We start from the raw sequence: 26,596 nt of genomic DNA, 5'->3' as shown, positions 1-26,596 counted from the left end.
TCCTGGGCGCTCACCATCTCGCTCCCGTCGCTAACACGGAGCTCCTTATTCGTCGCTCCAGCGACCCCTTCCACAAAGGTTCTTTTCACTTATGTGAAAAGTGAGACCATTTTTCTTCTATTGGGATGCCTGATAACTCCTCTCTCAGTTATGATAGCACTCACTAACTTATGTGGCGTAAGGTCAAAAGCAGGGTTGACCACAGCCATATTCTTGGGAGCAATTCTCCTTCCTTGGAATTCCAGAACTTCTTTGGAATTTCTCTGTTCAATCACAATATCTTCACCCTTATGAGTCTTCATATCAACAGTGGCTGAGGGAGCGGCAACATAGAAGGGAACACGGTGATGGTTTGCTAAAACAGCCAAAGTATAGGTCCCGATCTTGTTAACCACATCGCCATTTGCAGCAATGCGGTCGGCGCCCACAATTACGCAATCGACAACGCCCTTCTGCATAAGATGCCCGGCCATATTATCGGTCACCAAAACAGATGGAATCTTATCATGAACAAGCTCCCACGCAGTAAGACGAGCTCCCTGTAGTGCCGGACGTGTCTCATCCACAAAAACTTTCTTTATCTTCCCCTTGCTATAAGCTGCTCTAATCACTCCCAGGGCTGTTCCATAACCTCCTGTAGCCAGTGAACCTGTATTGCAATGGGTAAGAATATTGGCTGGTTTATCAATTAACTTCAGTCCGTTTTTGCCAATTTGCTTATTTAATTTAATGTCCTCTTTTAGTATGTTAATGGCTTCCTTTTCAAGAATATATTTGATTTCTTCTAAAGATTTCTTACGATTCTTTCTGGCTAAGCTAAGCAACTTCTCAATTGCCCAGAAAAGATTTGCTCCGGTTGGTCGGGTATGTAGGAAACGATTTGCTATTGCTTTTAATTTTTTGAAGAACCCACTTTTCGTTTTGTCCTTGATGCTTCTTGCCCCCAGAGCCAGTCCCATCGCAGAAGCAATGCCAATCGCGGGAGCGCCGCGGATGGACATCTTTTCAATACAAAGGACAACTTTCTGGTAGTTCTTACACTCAATTACTTCTTCTTTATGAGGGAGTTCCCTTTGATCTAAGATATAGACTTTGCCTTTTTTCCAGCAGATTGTATTAATCATTTTTTATTTTATTATGAAAGAACCTACCAGCCAGAAGAGTAGAACAAATATCACCAGAAGGGTAATGGAAAGAGTAGATTCTTCCTCAATCGGGATAAACTTGCGCGCCTGATTGAAAATGATTTCTGAAAAGTCCTTAATGAGTGGTCCCAAAAAAATGGTATTTAAATCTTTGCCTGGCCTGGCCAGAATGAACTTGGCTAAAACTACAATAAACAGAATAACTAAGAAACAGTTAATCAGATAACCAAGAATACTTAGTAGAAATTGCATACCACTTCCTCTTTCAAGTTTCAAATAACAAATTTAAAATTGCAGCTTTCAAATTATGGGAACAAGTCCTTGGAGTAGCGAAGCAAAGCTTCGCGATTATAACGCGGAGCTATCGCTCCAGTACTCTATTTAAAGCAGAGCTTCGCTCTGCAGCTACATCCTTAACCTGTGCTTAGCTCTTTTGACCTTATAGCAGCCTCCTTCACGGCGGCAATCAAAATTTTCTGAAATCCTTTTTCCTCAAGATATTTCAATGCAGCTTCAGTTGTTCCGCCAGGCGATGTCACTCTCGCTCTTAAAACTTGAGGACTTTCCCCTGTGTCCATAACCATCCTCACTGCACCGAGGACCGTCTGACCAACCAGTTTTCTCGCATCATCCTCTGATAACCCCATTTCCATCCCTGCCTCAATTAGCGACTCAATGATATAGAATATATATGCTGGACCGCTACCTGAAAGGGCAGTTACTGCATCGAGCATCTCTTCAGGAACTTTAACTACAATTCCCACTCTACGCATCATCTGTTGTGCAATAGCCTCTTCCTGTTCGCCTGCATACTTACCTGGGGAGAGACCTGAGGCACCTGTTTTGACCAGAGCAGGAGTATTGGGCATTACTCTAACCACCGAAACTTCTTTGCCAAGAGCTTTCTCTATAAAGCCTGTAGTAATTCCAGCAGCGATGGAGATAATCACTTTATCTCCTGTCACAACATCTTTAATTTCAGAAAGAACCCTCCCAATTACCTGGGGCTTTACAGCCAAAACAATAACATCGCTCTTCTCCACTGCTTCTCTGTTGTCCTCGGTAGTAGAGACTCCTTCTTTTTCCCTGATATACTCAAGCCGCTTAGGTCTAATATCAGTAACCAAAACCTTATCCTTACTAATCAGTCCGCTCTCCAGAATTCCCGAGATTAATGCACTACCCATATTTCCACAGCCAATGAAAACCACCCTTTTCTCTTTCCATAGGTTCTTTTTCTCTTTAGGGACCATAGCAGATGAATTTTTCCTTCTTTTTCCTTTACGACGTTCAACAAAAGGGGGTCTTCCTCCACCAGGACGGCGCCTTTCTCCTCCTTTTCTTCTCTTTTCTTTCATCCATTTTTCGTCATTTTGTTCCATAACTTTTCCTCTTATATTATTTTTATGGCCCGAAGATTGCTCTTCCTATACGCACCATATTTGAACCTTCCTCAATGGCCACTTCAAAGTCATTACTCATACCCATGGACAGGTATGTCATTTCCACATTTCTTATATTTTCAGTTTTTATTTCTTCCACAAGTTCCTTTAGTTTTCTAAAGCAGGGTCTACAATCTTCCGGATTTTCATAAAGGGGCGCCACGGTCATCAGTCCTTTAATCTTTATGTTGGGAAGTCCGCTAATCTCTTGGAGAAAAGTAATTATCTCTTCAGGATTTAATCCATACTTCGATTCTTCACCCCAGACATTCACTTCCACTAAGATTTTCTGTATCTTCCCGATTTTTCTGGCCTGCTTGTCAATCTCTTTCGCCAATTTAGCGCTGTCCACGGAATGGATTAAATCAAAAATTTTAACAGCATCCTTTGCCTTATTCCTCTGCAAGTGTCCCACCAAGTGCCAGATAATTCTACTTTCTACTTTTCTATATTTTTCTTTCGCTTCCTGGATTCGGCTCTCACCAATAATATTTACTCCCGCAGCTATTGCCTCTTCAATCCTATCCGCCTCTACTGTTTTAGTCACTGCCACCAGAGTTATCTCCTGAGGATCTCGACCAACCAATTCTGACTTCACTCGGATTTTCTCTTTAATTCTTTCTAAATTCTCTCTTATTGACATATTTTATTTATAAGCATTAAGATTCGATATCTTTCTTTTTAAATAGAAGAATTAACTGTAGAACTGATTCTGTTAATTTTCGAAAAAAGCGCCTCCCCAGAGTCTGTCTACGCTCAAAAGACCTCCTATCTCTTACTCGCCGGCAATTGGAAGCATGGTCAGGTATCACCGTGGTTCTTCGTTCAGCCTTTGTTCTTCTTTCCGTTCTTCTCCGTTTAGGTATTGCTTCGCCAAGACTGCTTTTCGTTTTTGTAAATTCTTTTAATATTCTCTTATACTCTTTCTTTAAACCTAAAAATTGCACTCCACAATTAAATTTTTTATCTCTCGGTAGGAAATAGTTCCAGAGGACTTTTGCATCTGCTTCCAGCCGGGGGAAAGGAAAGGCTAAATCAAGAGTTAATGAAATCCTCGAAGAAACTGGTAGAGAATTATTTAAAAGGAGAGAAGCCCCCCGGGAACTTAAATCGGCTGTCTCTGCAGAGAAACTCGTCGGAATATTACCGGGTAAATCCCTCACTTTTACTTTAACAGGGATTCCTGCTAAAACTCTTATTGATGCCCTTCTATCTGTTGAAGTTAAAATCCTTTTCATTCTCTTCTCCATTTCAGGATTTAATGGTGCTTACTATTCGATTTTTGCTTAACCCAAGAATCTATTTCTGACTTGTTGTAACGCCACTGTTTCCCAATTTTTAAGGCAGGAATCTTACCCTGGCGGGTCATTTTGTACACTGTAACTTTACTCAATCTAAGATAATCTGCTACCTCTCTTATAGTCATTAATCTTTGCATTATTCTTTCCTCTCTTCTTGTGGTTTTTTCTTATATCTTTTGATATATTTAGACTTTTTGTGATATTTAATAATATATTATGTCTAAAACGAAGTCAAGAAAAATTTAGTTGGATTATTGCCATCATCCGTCCAGCAGAGGCTTTATCTCGGCGATAGGAAAAGAAATTCTTATGTTCATAAGTACAGGTGGAAATTATTTCTATATTTTCCGGGAGAACTCCTGCTCGCTGCAACTGGTATGAATTTGCCTTGGCTAAATCAATGGACCAAAATTTTTCCTGGGAGGCTTGAGGGGAGTCTGAAATTATCGAGGCTAAAACTTCTCTTCCAAAAGACTCAAAGCACTCAGTGAAAGATTTTGCTACTGGAGACCAGGAGACTCTATAACATTCTTTGCAAATATGCGGTCCAATGACTACAAGAAGATTTCTTGCTTTTACTCCAAAAATCTCTGACATTACCTCCACTGCTTGGGAAGAAATATTGGCAACTGTGCTTCGCCAACCGGCATGCAGGAGACCCACTATTTTTTTCCTTTGCGGGTGGAAAAGGAATATGGGAGGGCAGTCTGCAACAAATATGGCAAGAGGAACATTGGGTAGGTCAGTAATAAGCCCATCTGTAGTGGGAAACTCTCTGCCTAAATCTTTCTCTCTAACTATAGCGATACTATTCTTATGTATCTGCTCTCCAGTAGTGATTCGAGAATACGGTATGTTTAATCGGCGGGCTATTTCTCTTCTCTTTTTTGGGAATTTTGCATTACCTGCACTGTAAGTTGTAATGCCAGCTAAAACAGGAAACTTAGAAGTAAAGGAGATGGGAAGAAAGAAGTCTCTCATTAACCATTAAAATATACAGTATGCACAATTCGAAATTGTGCCCACAAATCTTTAAGTTTTTGCACCACTTCCTGAATCTATTCCGCGAATATATAATAGAAGCTCTTCGGGGGTACTGGCAGAAGCTAAAGCATCTTCCATCTTGACCAGTCCCTTACTATACAATTTCTGTAATGCCTGATTGAAACTTTGCATTCCGTAATAATCGCCTTTTCCCATAGCACCAAGAATTTCTCCTATATTATTTTCTTCTATCAATTTCTTGACCAGCGCAGTAGCAACCAGAACTTCCACTGCAGGTACTCTACCCTTTCCATCAGCTCTGGGCAGAAGCCTCTGGGAAATCACTGCTTTCAAAGTATCAGCCAATTGCAGGCGAACTTGATTCTGTTGGTAGGGTGGAAAAAGGTCTATAATACGAGTTATTGTTTGAATGGCATCGATCGTATGGACCGTGGATAGTACAAGGCTTCCCAACTGGGCGGCAGTTAATGATGCAGCCATTGTGGCTAAATCTCTCATTTCACCTACCAGAATTACATTGGGATCCTGGCGGACAATATGTTTTAAGGCAGCAGGATAATCGAGCGTATCTTTACCTAACTCCCTTTGAGTTATAACGCTTTTCTTATCTTGATGGAGAAATTCAATAGGATCTTCGATTGTTATAACATGAACGGAACGTGTGGAATTAATGTAGTCGACAATTGCCGCCAACGTTGTAGATTTGCCACAGCCCGTCGGTCCTGTGACCAATACAAGTCCCCGGTCATTCTCTGAAATCTTTTTTAATACAGGAGGCAAATTTAACTGTTCAAAATTAGGAATTTCAAAAGGCACAAGGCGAAATGCTATGTGAATAGTTCCTTTCTGGAAGAAAATATTGATTCTGAAACGGGCCAATCCTTCTATTGCATAAGACAGGTCGCACTCGTGGTTCTCCTCCAAAATCTGTTTCTGCTTCTCATTTAAAAGGGATAGGCCGATCCGCTCAGTCTCCTTGGGACTAAGATGGGGATATGAACTGCGTACAAGCCGTCCATCGATTCGAAAAATGGGCGGACTTCCCACACGGAGATGCAGGTCGGAACCCTTTTTATCAACCATTTCGCGTAAAAGGTCAGCAATTCCCATCTCAGCTCCCAAAAATCATCAGAATTACCGGTACTTCTTCTTTCTCCGAAGAATAGCGGGTACTCGCAGGTTCTCCTTCAGATAGCCAGGCTCTCTCAATAATTCCCTCTTGTCTTCCCATGAATCCCCGGCGAACTCTTCCTGTGTGAATTTCTCTTCCGGAAGAAGTCGTGGTGGAGGAAAGCCAGTAGCAATTACAGTAACTTTTACCACATCTTTGAGGCTCTCATCGAATGCCTGACCAAAGAAGACATTTGCTCCCGAGGCGGAAGCATTGTGAATTAAGTCCATTGCCTCTTTAATTTCAAACATAGTAATATCTCTATTTCCGGTAATATTAACCAAAATACCTTTGGCGCCTATAATAGAAACATCTTCTAACAAAGGACAATTTATAGCTGCCTTAGCCGCCTTAATTGCTCTATCTTTCCCCCGTGCCCAGCCCATTCCCATTAGTGCCTCTCCGGCACCGACCATAATCGTCTTCACATCAGCAAAATCAACATTAATCATTCCACGTGATGTAATAATCTCTGAGATACTCTGTACTGCCTGGCGGAGAACATCGTCAGCCACTTTAAAGGCATCCAGAGCAGGAGTGGTTTCATCAATAATGGCAAATAGTCTCTGGTTGGGAATAACGATTAAAGTATCAACTTTTCTCTTCATGTTTTTCAGTCCTTGTTCAGCCTGCTTAAAGCGAATGGGTCCTTCAAACATAAATGGCTTGGTAACCACTCCTACGGTCAGAGCCCCCAAATCTTTGGCTATCTCTGCAGCAACTGGTGAGCCCCCTGTCCCGGTTCCCCCACCCAGACCTGCAGTAATAAACACCATATCAGCACCTGCAAGAGATTCCCTGATTGCATCCCGGTCTTCTTCGGCAGCCTGGCGACCTTTCTCAGGATCCCCTCCCACTCCCAGACCCTTAGTAAGATGGGCTCCCAATTGTAAACGATATCCAGCCAGAGAATCACGAAGAGCTTGAGCATCGGTATTTGCCGCAATAAACTCCACGCCTTTTATCTCTGAGGAAACCATGCGATTGACTGCATTGCCTCCTCCGCCACCAATTCCTATAACTTTTATATTTGCAGTAAGGCCAACGTCCTGCTCAAATTTTAACATCCCCACCTCCAATTGTAAGCACAAATTTCCCGATTGAAAATCGGATCCTACAGAATTTCAAATTCATCCCCTTATCCACCCTCCCTTTCAGGAGGACTCCAACAAAATACAAGTTCAATTTGTGCATACATAATCAGAATAAAATATTAAAAGACTTCCTCACCCCAGCTTTTTATCTTGCGGATGAGAGAGATGAGAAAGTTCTCCTTTCTCCTTACAGGCCTTCTATCACCAGAAAATTCTTCTTTTTGGGCATATTTAATCAAGCCAATGGCTGTAGCATAGTCTGGACTACTGATAATCTCTGAAAGTCCCTCCACATTCTGGGGTATACCCAGTCTCATAGGGAGGTCCAAAATATCTTCACTAATCTCCTTAACCCCGCGGAGCAAAGCGCCGCCTCCGGTTAAAATCCCGCCAGCAGGTATTAAATTCTCCCTGCTTATTTTTGTCATCTCTTCGCGAACAAAAGTAAAGATTTCCTCTATTCGCGGCTCGATAATCTCGCAGAGTCTACTGGTCAGGATTGTCTGTCGGGTCTTACCGTCCATACCCAGGATATTTATTTCCATATTATCAGGAAGCATCTTCATTTGAGCACAGCCAAATTCCTTCTTAATCCTTGCTGCTTCTGAGAGAGGAACATGGAGACAGTGAGCTATATCTTTTGTAATAATGTCACTTCCAATGGGGAGTGCTCTGGTGGCTTTGAGAGCTCCTTCAATAAAGATGGCTAAATCCACGGTTTGTCCACCAAAATCTATAAGCAGGCATCCCAAGTCTTTCTCCTCTGGAGTAACTACAGTTTCTGCTGCAGCTAATACGCTCAACACTATATCCTCTACTTCCAAGCCACTTCTATTAATACATTTAACGAGGTTGTTTATTGTGGTAGAGACTCCGGTTACAATGTGCACATGAACTCCCAGATGACTGCCTTCCATTCCTACAGGATCCATTACTCCCCTCTGACCGTCAACCACGAAGCCCTGAGGGAGGGTATGAATGATTTCCCGCTCAGGAGATAAGCGAATGGCCCGGGCTGAATCGATAACTCTTAATATATCCTCTTCAGCGATCTCTTTATTAGAACGAGAGATCATAATTGCTCCCTGATGATTGAAACTTTCGACATGACCACCCTCAATTCCCACGTAAACCGTTTTAATGGAAGTATTTGCCGTTCCTTCAGCTTCATCTATAGCTTGACCTATAGCGCGGGTAGTCTCCTCAATGTTAACCACTACACCATTCCGTAAACCACGACAGGCTACCCTGGCCGATCCGATTATTTCCACTTCTGGCTTCTGAGTAACTTTACCTACAAGAGCACAAATATTGCTTGACCCTACATCAAGACCAATAACTATTTTCTGTTTCATTTTCTCCTCAATCACACCTTCATTTTTTTCTTACAAGAAAAGGGGTCAGAGTCATTTTTTGCCTCTCGTTTTTTGGCTAAGATTCCAAAAACTCTTCACAAACTATCTCTTTAACCAACAATTATCTCCCCTTTTCCTCCTTTTAAAAATCGCAAATCAAGATAGTTAAAAGTCTTACTATTCTTTAGCAAATCCTGAAGAACTAAATTTAGATAAATCAACTTCTTCTCCAATTGGGTTTCTGTTTCTTTTCCTACAGGTCCCCAGATAAGTAAGGTCTGGTCCAATTTTAGTTTAATTTTTCTTGGATTGTTCCCATCTATATATGAAATTTTCTTGTAAAACCGAAAGTCAACTGCCATAATCTTAGCTAAAAAACTCACTACCTCTTTCCTTTTAAGAGAATCTTTAGTCCCCAAAATTCTCGGTATATCTCTTGTCTTCCCTAAAAATGTTATTCCCTCTTTGTCTATTAGCTCCACCTTATTAGAATGGACACTATCTCCCCCGTCAATCTGGGCAATGGGAGCTCTCTCAGTAATTTTTAGGACTATCTTGTCAGGAAAATCGCGATGGATATCTATCTCCTTAATTTGTTTTAAACTTCTTAACCCTCTTTTTGCCTGTCTTAATTTAACTTTAAATATATTATCCCCTTTTTTTATATCCAGTAGCGAGAGAATATCCTTTCTATCAATATCCTGGTTACCTTCTATCCTTATTTTTTTTATTTTAAAATAAGGAGAGTAACTGAGAAAGTTGTAAATTCCATATCCTGAAAAAAGAAGCGTAACCGATAACAGAGTGAACCTCAAAACTCTAAAGAATCGCCTTTTCCATAAAATTCTTTCCTGCCATCTTTTAACTTTCAATGTCCATCAACCCTCAATCTAAAGCATAGGATAGAATCTTAACCACCAGTTGTTTAAAATTCACCCCTGTCACAGCTGCAGCTTCTGGCAGGAGACTGGTCTCAGTCATCCCGGGAATTGTATTAATTTCTAAGAGGTAAATTTTGCCTTTTCCGTCCATTACCATATCTACGCGAGTAGCACCTCTACAGCCCAGGGCACGGTGAGCAGAAAGAGCCAGAGATTGGGCCAATTCGTACTGTTCTGGGGGCAATTTAGCGGGCACAATGTGCTTCGACATCCCCGGTTCATACTTTGCCTGATAGTCATAAAATGTTGTTTTTGGTACAATTTCTATTACTGGCAGAGATTCATCGCCCAAAATTCCTACTGTAATCTCTTTTCCTTGAATGTATTCTTCAATTAATATCTTGTTTCCATACCCAAAAGCAACATTTATAGCATTATCCAGACCATTCGATTCTCGAACTATAGTCACTCCAATAGTTGAACCTTCTCTGGCTGGCTTAACAATTACAGGATAGTCCAACTCTCCCAATATATCACCAGGAGTTTCCACTCTTTTCTCAAGAACCTTATATTTTGCCATAGGCAGGTTATGGTAACTGAAAACCTTTTTGGCATAAACTTTATCCAGAGCCAGGGCGCTGGCCAATACTCCGGAACCTGTATAAGGAATGCCCAACATCTCCAGAAGCCCTTGAATTGTTCCGTCCTCGCCGAGCTTCCCGTGAAGAGCAATGAAAGCCAGGTCTATCCCCTCTTTGGCTAACCTTAAGGCAATATCTCTACCCACATCGAGCTTGGACACAGTTAATCCCAGGAAAACTAAAGCTTTGTAAATAGCCTCTCCTGTCCTGAGAGATATTTCCCTTTCTTGAGAACTTCCCCCGCAGAGTACTCCTATTTTTTTCGTCTTTAATTTATCAAGTATCTCTTTCATAAAACTATCCCTTTATTCTCTTTCCTATTATTTTCAATTCTAATTCAAGGTTTATATCGAATTTTTCTTTAACTGTTTTTCGAATTTTTTCGACTAAATTATACACATCTTTAGCTTTTGCCCTGCCACAATTAATGATGAAATTTGCATGTTTTTTTGATACTTCAGCATCCCCAAATCTTGCTCCCTTTAGCCCTGCAGTTTCAATTAACTTTCCCGCCTCGCAGGCTTCCGGATTCCTAAAAACGCAACCAGCATTAAGAGTAGAAACAGGTTGATTCTTTTTTCTCTGTTTAAGACTTTCTTTAATTTTATTTATAATATCATTTTTTTTACCATTTTTCAACTCCAGTTTCACTTCCAGAACTATGGCTTTATCGGGCAACTCACAATGCCTGTAAGAGAAATTTATTTCTTTTCTGTTTAAAATTTCCACCCTTCCATCACTAAAAATTTTTATCTCTCTGGTAACATCACCAATGGAACCCATTTTCGTGCCTGCATTAATAACAATCGCACCCCCGAGACTTCCTGGAATCCCTGAAGCGAATTCTAAACCAGCCAAGCCTCTCTTAGCCAATTTTTCCACCAGGGTAGCCAACTTCACTCCTGCACCAGCTGTTACCTGGTTACCTTCTATGGAAAACTTCTCAAACCCACCTTTCAATTGAACTACCAAACCACCGAATCCCTCGTCAGAAAAGAGCACATTAGTGCCCTCTCCCAAAACAAAGGAATCTAAGTTCTCCTTTTGAGAAAATTCAACTACATTAGTCAGCTCTTCAATGTTTCTCAATTCCAGAAAATAGCTCGCCGGACCGCCTATCCTGAGAGAAGCATGCTTAGAGAGAGGTTCGTCAACTCTCACTCTATTTCCTACCAGTTTTTGCAATCCATCTAATATATCCATTGTGCCTTTCTCTCTTTTGCCTCTTCTCGTATCCTTTCCGTTCTCTAAAATGTGTACAAATCTGTACACGGCTTAGTTCCTGCTTCATTGAGACCGGTTTCACTCAAACTTCCGTTTGAGCCAGCGCCTTTCTCTCCACAGGCTTGAAATCCGGTGGAACTCACCGTACTCTCGAGATTGATAGCGGCATTCAGCTCACGATCTATCTCCAAACCACAATTGTTACATTTAAAAACCCGATCGCTTAATGTTATTGAATCATTGATAACATGGCAGTGAGAACAACGTTTAGATGACGGAAACCAACGGTCAACAACTTCGATATGATTGTTTCGCATCTGCGACTTATATCCTAACTGCCGCCGAAACTCATAAAATCCCATATCGGCAATGCTACGGGCCAGCACATGGTTAGACATCATACCTTTAACATTCAAATCTTCAATGGCAATAGCGGCAAAATTGTTGCTCAGATGCGACGTAAGCTTATGTAGTGTATCCTGGCGAATGCAACTAATACGGTAATGCAACCTTGCCACTTTTATCCGCACCTTATTGCGGTTATTCGAGCCTTTCTGCTTACGAGATAATTGCCGCTGTAAACGTTTGAGCTTACCTAATTGCTTCTTTAGTGGCTTAGGTCCTTCAAATTCCTCCCCATTGGACAAGGTTGCCAGCCTTCTTACCCCTAAATCAACACCTATACCTGCTTGGCTCTCACAGGTTTGAAGCGGTTGATCCAGTTCCACGTTTTTGTCTTCTATCTTGATGTGATCGCAACCTATATAAAAACTGTCATGTATTCCTTTCTTCTTGAATTGAGGATACTTTGCCTTTTTGTCGAAAAAACGCTTAAATGCACTTTGCAAGAAAATAAAAGGCTGCTGGCTGGCATATTTGGTAACTTATACATCCACGGAAATTCAACGGGCTTAATGGCGTTGAACTGCCTTTTTAACCCTAATCCTGTTGGCTTTTTGCAGGCCTCATATTGCCTTTTCCATTCACCCAATGCCCAATTCCATGTGAAACGAGCTACGCCACATGCCTGCCTGAAATAATTCTCCTGCTTATAAGTCGGTTTAAGCCGGATTTTATGAGTAAGCGTAATTTTAACCATAACCTATTCTACTTTTTAACTGATAGATTTTAATACATTATAGCACATATCATTAGATTCTAGAATACTGTTCTTTGCCCTTTGGGGAGGATTCCAGTTATAAGTTCAGAGTTTAAATTTTGTTCAAGATTTCTTCGCCGATTTTGTAGACATCCCCAGCTCCTAATGTGACGAGCACATCCTGGGGTCGCAGGCTTTTTACAACCTCCTTGATTATAGCTTCTCGGTCTGAAACCAATGTAACAGTCTCTCTCTTTTCAGCAGGGAAGGATTCCAGGATTAATGATGAAGAGATTCCTGGAATGGGTTTTTCTCCTGCAGAATATATATCTGTGAGCCAAATTCGGCTGACACTATTAAAAGAAGGTCCAAATTCTTTTGCCAGGTCTCTCGTGCGTGTATACCGATGCGGCTGGAAGATAACTAACAGTCTCCTTTCTGGCCAGATCGATTTGATTGTCTCCAGAGTTACTCTTATTTCTGTGGGATGGTGCCCATAGTCATCTATAAATACTATATCCTTTTTTCTGGCTTTAATCTCCAGTCTTCGACTAACGCCAGTAAAATCAAGAAAAGCCTTTCTAATCTTTTCAAATCCTACTCCCAGTTCAATACCTACTGCAGCTGCGCCCAGAGAGTTGAGAACGTTATGAGCTCCAGGAAAGTGTAGTTTGAGTCTGCCCAGATTTTTCCCCGAAAAGCAGAGGTCAAATTCAGTGTGCATCTCTTCGTATACTATATTTTCCGCATAAAAATCATAATTTTTCCCTCTTCCATAAGTATAATATTTTCTCGTTATTCGAGGAATAATCGACTTGATATTTTCATCCTCACCACAAAGAATAATAGATCCGTAAAAAGGAACCTTATTTACGAACTGGACGAAAGTGCTTTTGATGTTATCCAGGGTTTTGTAGTAATCAAGATGGTCATCGTCGATATTTGTGACCAGCGCAATGGTGGGAGTAAGTTTGAGGAACGAGCCATCGCTCTCATCTGCTTCAGCTACTATAAACTCTCCCTTACCCATCTTGGCAGAAGAGCCTATGTTTTTTAAACGCCCACCAATTACTACTGTAGGATCCAATCCGCCCTCGGCAAGAACCATGGATACAAGTGAAGTGGTCACTGTTTTTCCATGAGTGCCGGCAATTGTCACTGCATACTTCAGCCTCATCAACTCGGCAAGCATCTCCGCCCGAGGAATAACGGGGATTTTAAGTCTCTTTGCTTGAACCACTTCCGGATTATCAGGAAGAACCGCGCTGGAAGTAACCACCACGTGGGCATTTCCTACCTGTTCAGGCTTATGCCCAATAAATATTTTGCCGCCCAGGGATGCTAACCGCCCGGTTACTTCTGTCTGTTTAAGGTCCGACCCACTAACTTTATAGCCCAAATTTATCAGGACTTCAGCAATTCCGCTCATCCCTGAACCGCCTATTCCCACAAAATGTATGTGTTGAATGTTCTTTAACATTCTGGTTTATCCTTTCGACAAGCTTTTACATTGCTTCAATTAAATCGGCCATCTTGCCAGCTGTATCGTCAATAGAAAGTCTTCTCGTATTTTCTGCCATTCCCCTCAACTCTGCCTCGTCGGCAATCAAGTGAATGATGACATCAGCGAGTAACTCACCTGTCAACTGGTTGTCCTCAATAAGTAGACAACCCCCTCTTTTTGATAGAAACTCAGCATTCGCCTTCTGGTGTCCACGAGTTGCATAAGGATAGGGAATAAGAATGCTGGGTAAGCCTTTTGCTATGATTTCAGCGACAGTACTTGCTCCAGAACGGGAAATTACCAGGTCACAACAGCTATAGGCATATTCCATATGGAGAAGATAAGGGAGAACACGTGATGAGTAATTTCTTTTCTCGTATTCTTCTTTTATTTCCGAAAATTGTTCAATGCCCACGACGTGTATAATTTGAATCTTTTTTATCAAAGGATTCAAAAAATTTAATGCTTTTACCATTGCTAAATTTATGCTACGGGCACCTTGACTCCCTCCAAAAACGAGAATATTCTTTTTCCCTTCTACCAGATCCAATTTTCGCAAGCCCTCACTTCTCGGGCAACTTAAGATAGATTGGCGAACAGGACTTCCCGTAAGAAATGTCCTCTTTGATGGAAAATATTTTTCCGTCTCTTTAAAACTGACCATTATTCTGTCAACTATCTTGGCTAAAACTCTATTGGCCAGTCCAGGAAGAACATTTGGCTCATGAATCGCACAAGTTATCCTGGATATTTTCGCTGCCAGAACTACTGAGAAGGATAAATATCCCCCCATTCCTACAACTGTATCTGGTTTGAAAGAACGAAAAATTTGTATAGACTGAAAGAATCCTTGGATAGATTTTGCAAAGAAACGGAAAACTTTCAATGAGAATTTTCTTACTAATCCTTCTCCTACGATTTGGAAGAATGAAAATCCACTTTCTCGTGCTATCCTCTCGCCAATCCCTCTTTTTTTTCCTACCAAAATAACTTCATTATTGCGACTTCTCAACTTTTCTCCCAGAGCGAGACCTGGATAAATGTGTCCTCCAGTACCTCCCAGAACAATCAAAATTTGCATAACAAGCCCCTGTCCCTAGAATTTAAGTGGGGATTTCTATTTACGCCCTCCCTTTCGAGAGGACTCCAGTCTTTTTGTCAAAAAGTAACCTGTCCCCTTTTTTGTTGTCTTATGTCTGTCGGGAAATATTGAGAAGTATTCCCACTCCCGCCAGCGAGAAGACCAAAGAAGACCCACCATATGAGAGAAAAGGCAAGGTGATCCCTTTAGTTGGCAGACAAGCAGTAACTATACTGATATTTAAAACAGCCTGGAAAGTAATTAAAAAGGTGATTCCCGCAGCCAATAAATTTCCGAATTGATTGGGCGCTCTTGTAGCGATATGTAGTCCCCTCCAGGCAATAATAACGAATAGAAATATTATCAAGCTGGCACCCAAAAATCCGAGCTCTTCTCCAATTATGGAAAAGATAAAATCAGTATAAGGCTCGGGTAGAAAGAATAATTTAGCCCTGGAAGCTCCCAGTCCTTTTCCAAAAAAACCTCCTGAGCCAAGAGCAAGGAGAGCCTGAATAATCTGGTAGCCTATTCTCTGGGCATCAGCCCAAGGATTGATGAAGGTTAGAATTCGTTCCCGGCGATACCCCACATGAAAAACTGCGAAATATAAAAGTGGTATACTTGCCAGGACAAGCGAGAGAAGATGGAAAAACCTAACTCCTCCCATAAACAGCATCGCCAATACAACCAGTCCCAAGATAACCGCAGTTCCCAGATCAGGCTCAGCATAGATAAGTATCAAAAATATTCCTGCTATTGCTAGAATTGGCAAAAGCCCTTTTTTGAAATCCTGGAGCTTGCTTCCTTTCCGGTCTAAAACATCCGCTATATAGAGAATCAAACAAATTTTTGCCATCTCCGAGGGTTGAAAGTTCACCATTCCGAACTTAAGCCAACGCTTGATTTCTCCAGATTCTATCAGCAAAACTAAAACCAGAAGACTAAATGAGAAAACCATAAGCGGTCGGGAAAACTTCTGCAACTTGTTATAATCAATCCTTGCTAAAACAAGCATCAAGAATACACCCATCACTGTCCAGATAATCTGCTTGATTAAAAAGAGATAACTGGTATCGAACTTTTCATGGGATACAATTGCACTGGCACTGAAAACCATCACCACACCTACGAACACCAGGAAGAGAACAACGGAGAGTAGAAAAATATCGCCACGATGATATTCTGGTGTATATAGGCCCTTCTTTAGCTTGTATCTCGGGTCTCCCCATTTTCTTTTCTGAGTTCTTAGATCTCTTTTACCCATCTTTTGAAATCTTTCCCTCTTTCTTCAAAGTCGGAATACATATCGAAACTGGAACAGGCTGGCGAAAGAAGAATCGAACTGCCTGGTTGGCTTAAACTATAAGACAACTCTACTCCTTCCCTCATTCCATCTACTCTGTAAATAGCAACTGAACCGATTAACTCCCTCTCTATTCTGGAAGCAGCTTGACCCAGCAAAATAAGGGCAGCGACTTTTTCTCTAACCAAATTCGCCAGTGGCCTATAAGGCGCGCCTTTATCATAACCTCCCATGATGAGTATAATCGGGGCAGGAAATGTTTCCAGCGCCCTCTTACAAGCATCAACATTTGTCGCCTTAGAATCGTTAATAAATCTCCTCCCATCGATCTCTCGAACTATTTCCAAACGATGTTCTATTCCTGAGAAGGCTTCAATTGCCCTTCTGATTTTACTTCTCGATATACTGAATATATCTCCTATGGCAATGGCTACCAGAGCATTCTCTAAATTATGGGGACCAGGAACTCTTACGTGTTTAACTAAGAGTTCACCTCTATCAGAAGGAACTTTTGCCCTCGAGTCTAAATTAGAAACTATTCTTTTCCCCTCAACAAAAACTCCTTTACGTAAGGCTCTCTTACTACTGAAGAAGATAACTTGAGACTTCGCTTTCCCTTCCAGAATCTTACATCTCTTATCGTCTCCATTTAGAATACAGAAATCTTCTTCTGTTTGTTTTTTAAAAATATTGGCTTTGGCCTGGATGTACTTACCCATTGTTCTGTGTCTGTCCATGTGGTCAGGAGTTATGTTCAGAATCACTGCCACATAGGGATGGAAAGACTCAACATTCTCTAACTGGAAACTGCTAATTTCCAGGACCAAAACAGTCCTCTCCCTAATCTGCCCCACCACACCAGATAGAGGAGTACCAATATTACCGGCAACTATTACTTTTCTTCTTCCGTTGCTCCTTAATACTGCTGCAATTAACTCGCAGGTTGTGGTTTTTCCATTGGTTCCTGTAACAGCTACCAGCGGAGGAGAAGACAAAGTTTCCCAGTGGAGATTAGAAGAGGCAATGTTGAATGCCGCCTCTATTTCACTCACCACAGGGATTTTCAACTTCCTTGCTTTCTCCACCAGGGGATTTTCCTGGGGAACACCAGGACTTATGACTAACAAGTCGTATTCAGAGACTAAATTCTTTAGTCTGACTGAATCCTGGCGACCCAGAAAAATCTTTATCCCTTTTTTAAGTTTTTTAATGTTATTTATTAATTCCCTTTTACTCTTTTCATCGGTTACTGTGACTCTATCGCCCTGAATGGTCAATAGATTAGCTACCGCTAAGCCACTTCGCGCCAGACCAATAACTAACACTTTCCTTCCTTGATAGTTTTCTTTTATTCTCATCTGAGTTTTAGCGCACTTAAAGCTATTAAGGCTAAAATAATCCCCACAATCCAAAACCTGATTACCACTTTCGGCTCGGACCAACCAATCAATTCAAAGTGGTGATGCAAAGGTGCCATCTTCAACACTCTCTTACCTCGCAGCTTAAAAGAAGCAACTTGTAGAATTACTGATAGTGCTTCAACTACAAAAATTCCTCCCACAATGATCAGGAGAAGTTCTTGTTTAATCAACAAGGCAACGATACCGATTGTCCCCCCTAAAAAGAGGGAGCCAGTGTCACCCATGAACACTTCTGCTGGATAGCTGTTGAACCACAAAAATCCCAGACCCGCCCCTGCCATTGAACTCAGAAAAATGGAGAGTTCCCCAGCACCAGGAACAGGAACAATGCCTAGATAACCGCTAAACTTAGCGTGTCCTGACAGGTATGCCATTAAAGCATAGGTCATTGCTACAATAATGATGGAACCCACTGCCAACCCATCCAGACCATCGGTCAAATTTACTGCATTGGAGGAACCAACGACAAGTAGGATAGCAAAAAGTGCGTAAAGTAACCCAAAATTAATAAAAAAATCTTTCAAGTAAGGTATATTGAGCTGGGTTACGTATCCGGAATTGGCTGGATAGTAGAAAAGATAAATTACAATAATTAAAGCGAGAATTGACTGCCCGAAGAGTTTATACCTTGCCATAAGTCCCCGACTACGCTTCTTTATTAATTTCAGATAGTCATCAAGGAAACCCAACAGTCCCAACCAAAGAGTGGAGAGAAGAATAATTATAGTGAAGCGATTATCGAGGCGAGCCCAGAGAAAAGTAGAAATAACAAGGCTAACGAGAATGATTAATCCGCCCATTGTGGGGGTTCCTGCTTTCTTCATGTGGGTGGGCGGGCCATCTTCCCGTATCTGCTGACCGATATGCCATTGTTTCAATTTCTTTATTAATAAAGGTGCAATGAATAAACTCAAAAGTAAAGAGGTAAATATAGCAGCTCCAGCGCGAAAAGTTATGTATTTGAAAACATTGAAGGGAAAGAAGTACACATGTAGAGGATAAAAGATATGATAGAACATTTACTCTCCAGATAGCTATTGTTCATTCTTCCGCTAAAGCGGAAGTTGGAGTAGCAGCACCGCTTGCGGTGCGTTAGGAGTAGCAGAGCTTGCTCTGCGATAACTAATCGCGAGACAAGTCTCGCTACTCCAGCTCTGCGTCCACCAATCGCGAAACAAGTTTCGCTACTCCTGACAAAGTCCCGATGTATCGGGGGCTTTTTTTGAAATTTTCGGAAGAAATTTTATTACCTCTTCCAATCCTATTTTTCGAGATCCTTTAATTAGCACTGCATCCTTTGGCTTAAGTAATTCTTTTAGTTTCCTGGAGGCAACTTTCTTATCTTTAAAAGAGAATATATTGTTCCTTTCCATTCCCCACTTCCCAGCAGCCTGAGCAATAAATTGGGCATCCTCTCCTATGGTGATTAAGCTATAAATTGGGCTAGTAGCCACTATCTTGCCAATCTCCTGATGAAATTTTCGACTCATCCTGCCCAATTCCAGCATATCACCCAGAATGACTATTTTCCGCTGCGAGGGAAAAGAGGAAATAAATTCACTTAATACAGCTTTCACAGAAGTGGGATTGGCATTATAAGCATCGTTAACGATTGTTACCTCGCCATATTTCAACTTTTCCATCCGCAGTTTGGGAAATTTGAATTTCCCAAGCACAGCAGCCATCAGGGAAAGAGAGACACCAAACTGTTTAGCAACGCTTATGGCAGCCAGCGCATTATAAATATTGTAACGTCCCAAACAGTATAAATCAAATTCTTTTCTATCTCTCCCCGCATGGACGGTGAAAGAAAGTCTTTCTTTCTCCCCGGGACTATTTACTATAACATTGCTCGCCCGGACATCAGCTTGGGGGTTTATTCCAAAAGTAATTATTTCCCGTTTTATCTTCTTAAACTGGCTTCTCAAATGGGAATCATCTATATTTAATACGATTTTCCCTCTCCGAGGCAGAAGTTGAACAAGTTCCATTTTAGCAGAAAGCACATTGGAAATGCAACGGAAAAATTGGAGGTGAGTAGTGCCAATGTTGGTAATTACTCCCATTTGTGGTAGCGAAATTTCTGCCAATCTCTTAATTTCCCCGGCGTGGTTAGTCCCCATTTCCAGAACCAGAAACTCCGTATCAGGAGAAATCTCAAAAAGCGTCAAGGGAAGACCGATTACGTTATTGTAGTTACCAGAAGTAGCTACTACTCTATACTTTGATAAAAGGAGAGCTTTCAACATATCCTTTGTTGTCGTCTTACCATTACTGCCGGTTATTCCCACAATCACAGGATTGAACTTCTGACGATAAAACTTCGCCAATTCTTGCAAGGCAGTCAAGGTATGGGTTACATTTATGATTGCTATTTTAGTAGTAATTTTTTTCTTCTTAGAAATAACTGCCGCCTTTGCACCCTTGTCTATCGCCTCCTGGAGAAAATCGTGACCATCGAACCTTTCCCCTTTCAGAGCAAAAAAGATTTCTCCCTTCTTTATAGTGCGACTATCAATGGACACACCTGAAATTTCTCCTTGCTGGTTTCCACAAATTAATTTTCCCCGCACGGCTCTTATTATCTCTCTTATAGTAAGTCTTTCCATCCTATTCCTTTTTACCTCTTAACACCCTAAAATTTGAAAGATAGTTTGCGAAGACTTTAGGAATTTTAGCCAAAAAACGAGGACGACCATACTCTTTCAAGCAAATCATTGTCCGAGTCCTGCTCAGCGGGAGGAGTTTTGATTTGTGCTTTGCAGAGTCCGAAGTCTTTTGGTGTCAAAAAATTACTCAGGCATGAGCAAACTATTTTTCGAATCCCTGTCCGAGCGACCCCGAAAACTATCCCTTCATCCCGCCCCTCCCTGAGGGGCGGGATTCATCCTCCCTGAGAGGATTTCCCTGGCAACTTCGCGGTCGTCGAAGTGAATTCTTCTATCCTTAAATAACTGGTAGTCTTCATGTCCTTTTCCTGCAATTACCACCAGGTCGCCTTTTTCTGCCATAGATAATGCTTTCTCGATTGCTTGAAACCTATCGATGATAGTCTGATAATTATTCTTCTCTTTCCTCTTTATTCCTACTTCAATGTCCAGAGCTATCCGCTCAGGGTCTTCACTCCGGGGATTATCTGAGGTGACGATCGCATAATCACTAAGATCAACGGCTACCTCGCCCATTAGAGGTCTCTTCCCCCGGTCCCGGTCACCCCCACAACCAAAAACAGTAATGATTCGCCTGGGTTTTAATTCCCCACAGACGTGCAAAAGATTCCGCAAAGCTTCATCGGTATGCGCATAATCGACTATCACTGTGAACGGCTGCCCACAATCGATTTTTTCGAACCTTCCAGGAATAGAGGGGACTTTTCCCAATCCACGCTTGATAATGTCCAAATTTATCCCTTGTCCCAGGGCCACAGTACTTGCAGCTAAAGCGTTATATACATTATATTTTCCAATTAAAGGCAAAGAAATCTTCGTTTCCCCTCTCGGAGACAGCAGAGTAAAGGTAGTCTTCTCCAGATTCAATTTTATGCTCTTTGCTACAACGTCGGCTTTCTTTTCAATCCCATAAGTAATTATCTTTGCCTCTGTCGATTGGATAATTTTCTCTGTTGAGGGGTCGTCTAAATTCAAAACTGCCAGTTTCTCCCTTTCTTTCCGAGCATCCTTTCCTAAAATAGAGAAAAGTTTAATCTTTGCTTCCAAATACTCCTCCATGCTCTTGTGAAAATCGAGATGTTCACGACTCAGGTTAGTAAATATAGCACTATCGAACTCGCATCCTTCCACCCTATCTAAACTCAAGGCATGAGAAGAAACCTCCATAACTACCGTTGAGAATTTTTCATCTACTAACTTTCGCAGTATTTGCTGCAGGTCGGAAGATTGGGGAGTGGTGATCGGGGCAGGTAATATTTTCTCTCCCAATCGATAAGCAATCGTACCCAGGACTCCTACTTTTGCTCCATTCTCTTTGAAGATGGCTTCAGCGAGATAACTGACTGTCGTTTTCCCATTGGTACCAGTTATCCCGATTATGTTTAATTTATCGGAAGGATGATTATAGAATATGGTGGCAAGCTTGGCTAAAGCTTTGCGGGGATTCTCCACTACAATTTGAGTAGCAGAGCCTCCCCATCTGGAGGGTCTTGTTAATTTTTCTATTCTTTTAGAAGAAATAACTACTGAAGCGCCTGCTTCCAGAGCCTGGGGAATATAGTAATTTCCATCCTCTGTGTAACCAGAAATGGCCACAAAGATGTACTCTGGTTTAACTTGGCGAGAATCGCAAGCTATCCCCTTTACGGAAAGTTCTGTGGAGCCATGTATTTCTTTAACACCTATCGGTGGTAATAGGTCGTTTAGCCGGACCATTTTTATAACCTGTATATAAGCTCTTATAAAAGTAAAAATATTCCTCCCTTTCGGGAGGAATGCACAGGGAAGTCTGAAATCCCCCGTTAGAGCGGAGGACCAATATAAGCCACCTCCTGGGGTGGATTCCTAAACATTTCCTGGGAATCAGGCGGGATACCCAAATGGTGCATAATTCTCAATCCCACTCGTGCAAATACCGGAGCAGCTACGCTTCCTCCCCAGTAAAATCCCTGTGGCTCATCCAGTATGACTAAAATAGTAACCTTCGGTTGCTCTGCTGGGAGATAACCAATGAATGAAGCAATGTAGTTTGTATCAGAATACTTGCCAGTTTCTGGGTCAAATTTTTGAGCGGTTCCCGTCTTACCAGCTACCTTATACCCCATAATTTTTGCTTTTTCCCCCGTGCCCTTCTCTACAATTCGGCACAAAATATTAGTTAAAGTTTTCGCTGTTTTATAGGAAATCACCCCTCTAACCGGGCAGGGCTGGAATTCTTTCACTACCTTCCCACTGGGATCGACGATTCTCTTAACAATCATAGGCTCCATCAGCACTCCTCCATTGGCTAAACATGAAAATGCAGAAATAAGCTGGATGGCAGTTATTCCTATGCCCTGCCCGAAAGAGAGGCGACTGAGAGATATCTCTGACCAATCTTTTGGCTTCTTCAAAATTCCCGGCGTCTCCCCCGGCAACCTAATTCCTGTGAAGTTACCAAACCCGAAATCTCTGACATACTGGTATAACTTATCTTTCCCTAACAGTTGCCCAGCTTTAGCCATTCCGATGTTGGACGATTTTTCAAGAACCTGGATAAAAGTAAGCCAGCCCTCACCTTCGTGGTCTCGAATAGGAAGCCCGTTGAATAAGTAGACTCCTTCCTCACAATAAAAACGATCTTCCAATGTGACGAGGTTCTCTTCCAATAATGCTGCAGCTACTATTGGTTTAAAAGTAGACCCCGGCTCAAAGATATTGGAGATCGCAGGATTCTTTAAGTACTTGTATTTCCCCGGAGAAAAGCTATTTCCATTAAAAGATGGAAAGTTAGCTAAGGCTAAGAGCTCTCCGGTTTTAGAATCTTGAACAATGATTGTGGCCAGTTTGGCTTTAGTCTCGTTGTAAGCCTTTCTCAACTCTACTTCCGCAATGTATTGGATTACTCTATCGATTGTGGTAACTACACCGCATCCACTTACTTCTGACCGATAAGCAGTGTCGGCAGCGATTACTTCCCTACCAAAACCATCTTTTCTTCTTATAGTCTTTTTAGTTTTTCTTCTTAGGGTTCTGTCAAAGAAATTCTCAATTCCCGATAGACCTTGATTATCTAGACCGGCTAAACCGATTACCTGGCTAGCTAACTCATTTTCTGGATAGAACCTTTTGCCTTCGCTTATAAACTTGATTCCTTTAAAATGCAAACCTTTAATCTTTTCTGCAATTTTGGTATCGATTTTGCGCCTTAACCAGACGAATGAATTGGAGGTTTCCAGTTTTTTGCGAATCGCCTTCTCGCTCATATGGAGTAAAGGAGCTAACTTTCTGGCTGTCTCTTCCGGATTAGAAATAAAAGAAGGAATGGCATAAACCGAACTAACTTCAAATTCTATTGCCAGTTCCTTCCCATTACGGTCATAGATCGTGCCCCTTTTGAAATTGGCTTGTCTAACCGAGAAAGATTGCTTATCCGCCATCTTCCGGTAATGATGATGGCTAACAATCTGGATATAATACAATCTAATTTCCAATACGATAAGAGTAAAAATCACTATCAACATAGAACTAATAATGCGAGTTTTTCGAGGCACCTTTTGAATCCTCCCGGGCAATAAAAAAAGCTTTATTTGTTGAAGTTCTATTTTGTTTAAAATTTACCTCTAGGAAAAGGATATTTTCATGCTGAGGAAAAACCATCTCTTTCTCTTCTTGCGCAATCTTATCAATATTTGCGAGATTAGTATAGTGGTGCAATTTTGTTTTTATGTCGCGATTTTTATTTTCCAACAACCTGAGTTCTCTCTTTAATTCGTTAATCTGATAACTAAGCGTGATTACTTCTGCACATTCCCAGACATAGAATAGGAAAATCAACAGCCCACTAATAAAAAGTAAAAAGTAATATTTTTTAGGATGTCTTCTCTTTTCTATCCCCATTATTCTTTCTTCCTCTCTCTTTTCCCCTCTCCCCTCTGGAAAGAGGGCTAGGGTGAGGGGGGACCTATTTTTCCCCTACCCGCAATTTTGCGCTTCTGCAACGTGGATTTATTTGAAGTTCTTCTCTTGTGGGAGTAACTGGTTTAGGAAAAACTGCCTTCAAGCCCTGTTTTCTATATTCCCGAAAGAAATTCTTGACGATTCTATCCTCCAAAGAATGGTAAGAAATAACACAAATCCTTCCACCCTTTTTTAGAAACCCTGCGGCCTGGGGAAGTGTCCTCTCCAAAACCATTAACTCATCATTTACTGCTATTCTTAACGCCTGGAAAGTCCTGGTAGCCACGTGAATCCTTCTGGGCCAGGCTGAACGGGGGATTGCTCTCTTAATGATTTCTACTAACTGAAAAGTAGTCTCAACAGGCCCCTTTCGTCGGGATTCAACCGCTCTCCTCACAATTCGTTTAGCCCACCGTTCCTCTCCATATTTATATAAAATCTCTACAAGTTCATCGAAAGAAAGAGTGTTCAAAAGATATCCCGCAGTCAATCTCGTGCTTTCTGACATTCGCATATCTAAAGGTCCGTCCTTTTGAAAACTAAAACCCCTGGTGGCGTCTTGCAGTTGCAAGCTCGACAAACCCAGGTCAAATAGAATGCCATCAACTTCTTTGATTCTCAATGACTCCAGGATAGTTCCAATTTCAGAAAAGGCTCTCTCAAAAGTGAGCAAGTTTTCTTTATATTTTTTAAGATTTTCCTTTGCTCTTCTTATCGCTTCTCCATCCTGATCGATTCCGATCAGGAGTCCACCTGGCAAGATTACCTCCAGTATCCTTTGAGCGTGACCACCTTCGCCCAGAGTAGAATCTACGTAGATTCCTCCTCTCAGACAATTAAGGTTATCTATCACCTCATCAACTAAGACTGGAATATGTCTTGATTTTTCCACTGTGTAATTTGGTAGTCGCAGGCTTCAGCCTGCGTTAAGGAGTAGCTCCGATTCATCGGAGCGTTTGAAAGAGGGTGTCAGATTCCAAGGTCAACCAATTTTTCAGCTACCTCAACAAACTGCTTTTCGGCTTCCTTCTGGTAACGTTCCCAGTTGCTTTTTGACCAAATCTCTATGCGATCTAACACTCCTACCACTATTACCTCTTTTCTTATGTTTGCGTAATTACATAGAGTCTTAGGAATCAGTATCCTTCCTTGGTCATCCACAGGACATTCGTTTGCTCCGGAAAGGAAAGTGCGTAAAAACTTACGGGCGTCGGCTTTAGTTAAAGGAAGAGTTTTTAGCCTTTCTGTAATTTTTCTCCAATTTTCGGGAGTGTAAACAAATAGACAACCTTCCAACCCAGAAGTGATAATAAACTTTCTTACGTTTTGACGGAGCCTGGCAGGAATGAACAGCCGGTTTTTTCCATCTAAAGAATGGCGATATTGTCCAATTAACACCTTTTCACCACCTTACACCACTTTTCCCCACTGTGACAAAGATTATATACCAACTTTGTTATTTTGTCAAGCAAAAAATGAAAGTAATAAAGGAGTAGCAGAGCGCCAGCTCCGCGTCAATGGAGGTAGTGTAGGGGCTTGTCCCCGTAAGCCCCATTACAACGGGGTAAAAATTACGCCCATAAAGGGCTACACTACAATTATGTCCAAGAGCGCTAGGCAACAACATAAAAAAATCCCGGGAGATAAATTGTTTATCTTCCCGGGAAAATTTTTTCTAACCTTTAGCTTTCCTCTACTCTACCCCTTCCCCACCCCTTGAATCTGTGCCTACAATGCATTATCTTTTATAATTCATAACTCATAATTGCATCATCGAGTGTATTTCTGTTGGTTTTTGGGCACATACCATTTGATGAAGTTATAGCCAATGCCTGCAGGAGCAACTTCAATACCATGGAACCTCTTATGGACTACAGGAAGGGCATCAGCCACATATAAGTAAGTATAGGGTTGCTCTTCAGCTAAAATGGCATGAATCTTATGATAGATTTCTTTTCTCTTCTCCATATCGAAAGTACGCCGTCCTTCCACTAACAGGCGGTCGACTTCCGGGTTACTATAGGAAACGAAATTGTACTGCCCCTCCTTGATCTGGGATGAGTGCCAAATAGAATACTGATCAGGATCTCGGGAAAGACTCCAACCAAGAATTACCGCATCAAAATTCTTCTTGTCAATATACTGATGAATGAAGGAAGCCCATTCCAAAATACGAATTTTTACCTGGATGCCCACCTGTTTAAGGTTAGACTGGATAATAGTAGCACAAAGCTGGCGCATCTTGTTACCCTGATTGGTCATAAGGGTAAAACTGAATGGTCTCCCATCCTTATCTAAAATTCCATCCCCATCTCTATCCT

27 protein-coding genes are annotated in these 26,596 nt (G+C 41.5%); all 27 read right to left on the bottom strand.

Annotation, left to right across the window (positions count from 1 at the left end; genetic code table 11):
• Positions 1–89: 89 nt before the first annotated feature.
• Entirely contained in the window at positions 90–1,124 is a 1,035-nt protein-coding gene (gene mtnA, locus VMW39_07660) for an S-methyl-5-thioribose-1-phosphate isomerase (GenBank protein ID HUW23891.1), read from the bottom strand.
• Positions 1,125–1,127: 3 nt separating this feature from the next.
• Positions 1,128–1,397, bottom strand: a complete 270-nt coding sequence (locus tag VMW39_07655; protein HUW23890.1) for a hypothetical protein — start codon at positions 1,395–1,397, stop codon at positions 1,128–1,130.
• A gap of 161 nt (positions 1,398–1,558) precedes the next feature.
• Positions 1,559–2,527 carry a pyrroline-5-carboxylate reductase gene (gene proC, locus VMW39_07650; GenBank protein HUW23889.1) on the bottom strand — a complete coding sequence of 323 codons (969 nt, stop codon included), beginning with the start codon at positions 2,525–2,527 and terminating at the stop codon, positions 1,559–1,561.
• Positions 2,528–2,549: 22 nt separating this feature from the next.
• Positions 2,550–3,230, bottom strand: coding sequence for a YggS family pyridoxal phosphate-dependent enzyme (locus VMW39_07645; protein ID HUW23888.1), 681 nt, complete (start codon positions 3,228–3,230; stop codon positions 2,550–2,552).
• A gap of 16 nt (positions 3,231–3,246) precedes the next feature.
• Complete coding sequence (locus VMW39_07640) at positions 3,247–3,825, bottom strand: PilZ domain-containing protein (protein ID HUW23887.1); 579 nt, start codon at positions 3,823–3,825, stop codon at positions 3,247–3,249.
• Between the two features lie 20 nt (positions 3,826–3,845).
• Positions 3,846–4,025: a helix-turn-helix domain-containing protein gene (locus VMW39_07635; protein ID HUW23886.1), complete on the bottom strand. Its 180-nt coding sequence runs from the start codon at positions 4,023–4,025 to the stop codon at positions 3,846–3,848.
• Between the two features lie 94 nt (positions 4,026–4,119).
• The gene (gene pgeF / locus VMW39_07630; GenBank protein HUW23885.1) at positions 4,120–4,869 is read right to left on the bottom strand and encodes a peptidoglycan editing factor PgeF; all 750 of its coding nucleotides are present in this window, start codon (positions 4,867–4,869) and stop codon (positions 4,120–4,122) included.
• Between the two features lie 51 nt (positions 4,870–4,920).
• Positions 4,921–6,003: a PilT/PilU family type 4a pilus ATPase gene (locus VMW39_07625; GenBank protein HUW23884.1), complete on the bottom strand. Its 1,083-nt coding sequence runs from the start codon at positions 6,001–6,003 to the stop codon at positions 4,921–4,923.
• A 24-nt stretch (positions 6,004–6,027) separates the two neighbouring features.
• Complete coding sequence (gene ftsZ, locus VMW39_07620; GenBank protein ID HUW23883.1) at positions 6,028–7,131, bottom strand: cell division protein FtsZ; 1,104 nt, start codon at positions 7,129–7,131, stop codon at positions 6,028–6,030.
• Between the two features lie 146 nt (positions 7,132–7,277).
• Complete coding sequence (gene ftsA / locus VMW39_07615) at positions 7,278–8,513, bottom strand: cell division protein FtsA (protein HUW23882.1); 1,236 nt, start codon at positions 8,511–8,513, stop codon at positions 7,278–7,280.
• A gap of 110 nt (positions 8,514–8,623) precedes the next feature.
• Entirely contained in the window at positions 8,624–9,385 is a 762-nt protein-coding gene (locus VMW39_07610) for an FtsQ-type POTRA domain-containing protein (GenBank protein HUW23881.1), read from the bottom strand.
• Between the two features lie 13 nt (positions 9,386–9,398).
• Positions 9,399–10,328, bottom strand: coding sequence for a D-alanine--D-alanine ligase (locus VMW39_07605; protein ID HUW23880.1), 930 nt, complete (start codon positions 10,326–10,328; stop codon positions 9,399–9,401).
• 4 nt (positions 10,329–10,332) lie between these two features.
• On the bottom strand, positions 10,333–11,307 hold the full coding sequence (gene murB / locus VMW39_07600) for a UDP-N-acetylmuramate dehydrogenase (protein HUW23879.1): 975 nt from the start codon (positions 11,305–11,307) through the stop codon (positions 10,333–10,335).
• Complete coding sequence (locus VMW39_07595) at positions 11,283–11,987, bottom strand: RNA-guided endonuclease TnpB family protein (GenBank protein HUW23878.1); 705 nt, start codon at positions 11,985–11,987, stop codon at positions 11,283–11,285. The genes murB and VMW39_07595 overlap by 25 nt, the downstream gene beginning before the upstream one ends.
• 32 nt (positions 11,988–12,019) lie before the next feature.
• Entirely contained in the window at positions 12,020–12,358 is a 339-nt protein-coding gene (locus VMW39_07590; protein ID HUW23877.1) for a helix-turn-helix domain-containing protein, read from the bottom strand.
• A 112-nt stretch (positions 12,359–12,470) separates the two neighbouring features.
• Positions 12,471–13,838 (bottom strand): UDP-N-acetylmuramate--L-alanine ligase, encoded by a 1,368-nt coding sequence (murC, locus tag VMW39_07585; protein ID HUW23876.1) that lies wholly within the window; start codon positions 13,836–13,838, stop codon positions 12,471–12,473.
• A 25-nt stretch (positions 13,839–13,863) separates the two neighbouring features.
• Positions 13,864–14,943: an undecaprenyldiphospho-muramoylpentapeptide beta-N-acetylglucosaminyltransferase gene (gene murG / locus VMW39_07580; GenBank protein ID HUW23875.1), complete on the bottom strand. Its 1,080-nt coding sequence runs from the start codon at positions 14,941–14,943 to the stop codon at positions 13,864–13,866.
• Positions 14,944–15,052: 109 nt separating this feature from the next.
• Entirely contained in the window at positions 15,053–16,207 is a 1,155-nt protein-coding gene (ftsW, locus tag VMW39_07575; GenBank protein HUW23874.1) for a putative lipid II flippase FtsW, read from the bottom strand.
• Positions 16,189–17,604: a UDP-N-acetylmuramoyl-L-alanine--D-glutamate ligase gene (gene murD, locus VMW39_07570; GenBank protein HUW23873.1), complete on the bottom strand. Its 1,416-nt coding sequence runs from the start codon at positions 17,602–17,604 to the stop codon at positions 16,189–16,191. The genes ftsW and murD overlap by 19 nt, the downstream gene beginning before the upstream one ends.
• Positions 17,601–18,686: a phospho-N-acetylmuramoyl-pentapeptide-transferase gene (gene mraY, locus VMW39_07565; protein HUW23872.1), complete on the bottom strand. Its 1,086-nt coding sequence runs from the start codon at positions 18,684–18,686 to the stop codon at positions 17,601–17,603. The genes murD and mraY overlap by 4 nt, the downstream gene beginning before the upstream one ends.
• 165 nt (positions 18,687–18,851) lie before the next feature.
• Positions 18,852–20,276: a UDP-N-acetylmuramoyl-tripeptide--D-alanyl-D-alanine ligase gene (gene murF, locus VMW39_07560; GenBank protein ID HUW23871.1), complete on the bottom strand. Its 1,425-nt coding sequence runs from the start codon at positions 20,274–20,276 to the stop codon at positions 18,852–18,854.
• Positions 20,277–20,522: 246 nt separating this feature from the next.
• Positions 20,523–22,052 carry a UDP-N-acetylmuramoyl-L-alanyl-D-glutamate--2,6-diaminopimelate ligase gene (locus tag VMW39_07555; GenBank protein HUW23870.1) on the bottom strand — a complete coding sequence of 510 codons (1,530 nt, stop codon included), beginning with the start codon at positions 22,050–22,052 and terminating at the stop codon, positions 20,523–20,525.
• Positions 22,053–22,138: 86 nt separating this feature from the next.
• Positions 22,139–23,869 (bottom strand): penicillin-binding transpeptidase domain-containing protein, encoded by a 1,731-nt coding sequence (locus tag VMW39_07550; protein ID HUW23869.1) that lies wholly within the window; start codon positions 23,867–23,869, stop codon positions 22,139–22,141.
• Positions 23,844–24,215, bottom strand: a complete 372-nt coding sequence (locus tag VMW39_07545; GenBank protein HUW23868.1) for a hypothetical protein — start codon at positions 24,213–24,215, stop codon at positions 23,844–23,846. The genes VMW39_07550 and VMW39_07545 overlap by 26 nt, the downstream gene beginning before the upstream one ends.
• Before the next feature lie 64 nt (positions 24,216–24,279).
• Positions 24,280–25,167: a 16S rRNA (cytosine(1402)-N(4))-methyltransferase RsmH gene (gene rsmH, locus VMW39_07540; GenBank protein ID HUW23867.1), complete on the bottom strand. Its 888-nt coding sequence runs from the start codon at positions 25,165–25,167 to the stop codon at positions 24,280–24,282.
• Positions 25,168–25,244: 77 nt separating this feature from the next.
• Positions 25,245–25,673 carry a division/cell wall cluster transcriptional repressor MraZ gene (mraZ, locus tag VMW39_07535; GenBank protein HUW23866.1) on the bottom strand — a complete coding sequence of 143 codons (429 nt, stop codon included), beginning with the start codon at positions 25,671–25,673 and terminating at the stop codon, positions 25,245–25,247.
• Positions 25,674–26,045: 372 nt separating this feature from the next.
• Positions 26,046–26,596, bottom strand: a 551-nt coding sequence (locus VMW39_07530) for an ABC transporter substrate-binding protein (protein HUW23865.1), incomplete at its 5' end; no start/stop codon positions are given.

The organism is bacterium, from assembly GCA_035530055.1.
Classification (GTDB): Bacteria; UBA6262; WVXT01; order WVXT01; family WVXT01; genus WVXT01.
The sequence above is the reverse complement of the archived record's forward strand: the minus strand, read 5'-3'. Positions and strand labels throughout refer to the sequence as shown.

What these genes read in the sequence shown, in the direction of transcription:
- murD (HUW23873.1), bottom strand. Translation starts at nt 17,604, where the DNA reads ATGAGAATAAAAGAAAACTATCAAGGAAGGAAAGTGTTAGTTATTGGT.
- VMW39_07640 (HUW23887.1), bottom strand. Translation starts at nt 3,825, where the DNA reads ATGAAAAGGATTTTAACTTCAACAGATAGAAGGGCATCAATAAGAGTT.
- VMW39_07655 (HUW23890.1), bottom strand. Translation starts at nt 1,397, where the DNA reads ATGCAATTTCTACTAAGTATTCTTGGTTATCTGATTAACTGTTTCTTA.
- VMW39_07635 (HUW23886.1), bottom strand. Translation starts at nt 4,025, where the DNA reads ATGCAAAGATTAATGACTATAAGAGAGGTAGCAGATTATCTTAGATTG.
- pgeF (HUW23885.1), bottom strand. Translation starts at nt 4,869, where the DNA reads ATGAGAGACTTCTTTCTTCCCATCTCCTTTACTTCTAAGTTTCCTGTT.
- murF (HUW23871.1), bottom strand. Translation starts at nt 20,276, where the DNA reads ATGGAAAGACTTACTATAAGAGAGATAATAAGAGCCGTGCGGGGAAAA.
- VMW39_07625 (HUW23884.1), bottom strand. Translation starts at nt 6,003, where the DNA reads ATGGGAATTGCTGACCTTTTACGCGAAATGGTTGATAAAAAGGGTTCC.
- VMW39_07545 (HUW23868.1), bottom strand. Translation starts at nt 24,215, where the DNA reads ATGGGGATAGAAAAGAGAAGACATCCTAAAAAATATTACTTTTTACTT.
- VMW39_07555 (HUW23870.1), bottom strand. Translation starts at nt 22,052, where the DNA reads ATGGTCCGGCTAAACGACCTATTACCACCGATAGGTGTTAAAGAAATA.
- ftsW (HUW23874.1), bottom strand. Translation starts at nt 16,207, where the DNA reads ATGGGTAAAAGAGATCTAAGAACTCAGAAAAGAAAATGGGGAGACCCG.
- murC (HUW23876.1), bottom strand. Translation starts at nt 13,838, where the DNA reads ATGTTAAAGAACATTCAACACATACATTTTGTGGGAATAGGCGGTTCA.
- VMW39_07645 (HUW23888.1), bottom strand. Translation starts at nt 3,230, where the DNA reads ATGTCAATAAGAGAGAATTTAGAAAGAATTAAAGAGAAAATCCGAGTG.
- murG (HUW23875.1), bottom strand. Translation starts at nt 14,943, where the DNA reads ATGCAAATTTTGATTGTTCTGGGAGGTACTGGAGGACACATTTATCCA.
- ftsA (HUW23882.1), bottom strand. Translation starts at nt 8,513, where the DNA reads ATGAAACAGAAAATAGTTATTGGTCTTGATGTAGGGTCAAGCAATATT.
- mtnA (HUW23891.1), bottom strand. Translation starts at nt 1,124, where the DNA reads ATGATTAATACAATCTGCTGGAAAAAAGGCAAAGTCTATATCTTAGAT.
- VMW39_07590 (HUW23877.1), bottom strand. Translation starts at nt 12,358, where the DNA reads ATGGTTAAAATTACGCTTACTCATAAAATCCGGCTTAAACCGACTTAT.
- mraY (HUW23872.1), bottom strand. Translation starts at nt 18,686, where the DNA reads ATGTTCTATCATATCTTTTATCCTCTACATGTGTACTTCTTTCCCTTC.
- ftsZ (HUW23883.1), bottom strand. Translation starts at nt 7,131, where the DNA reads ATGTTAAAATTTGAGCAGGACGTTGGCCTTACTGCAAATATAAAAGTT.
- proC (HUW23889.1), bottom strand. Translation starts at nt 2,527, where the DNA reads ATGGAACAAAATGACGAAAAATGGATGAAAGAAAAGAGAAGAAAAGGA.
- VMW39_07605 (HUW23880.1), bottom strand. Translation starts at nt 10,328, where the DNA reads ATGAAAGAGATACTTGATAAATTAAAGACGAAAAAAATAGGAGTACTC.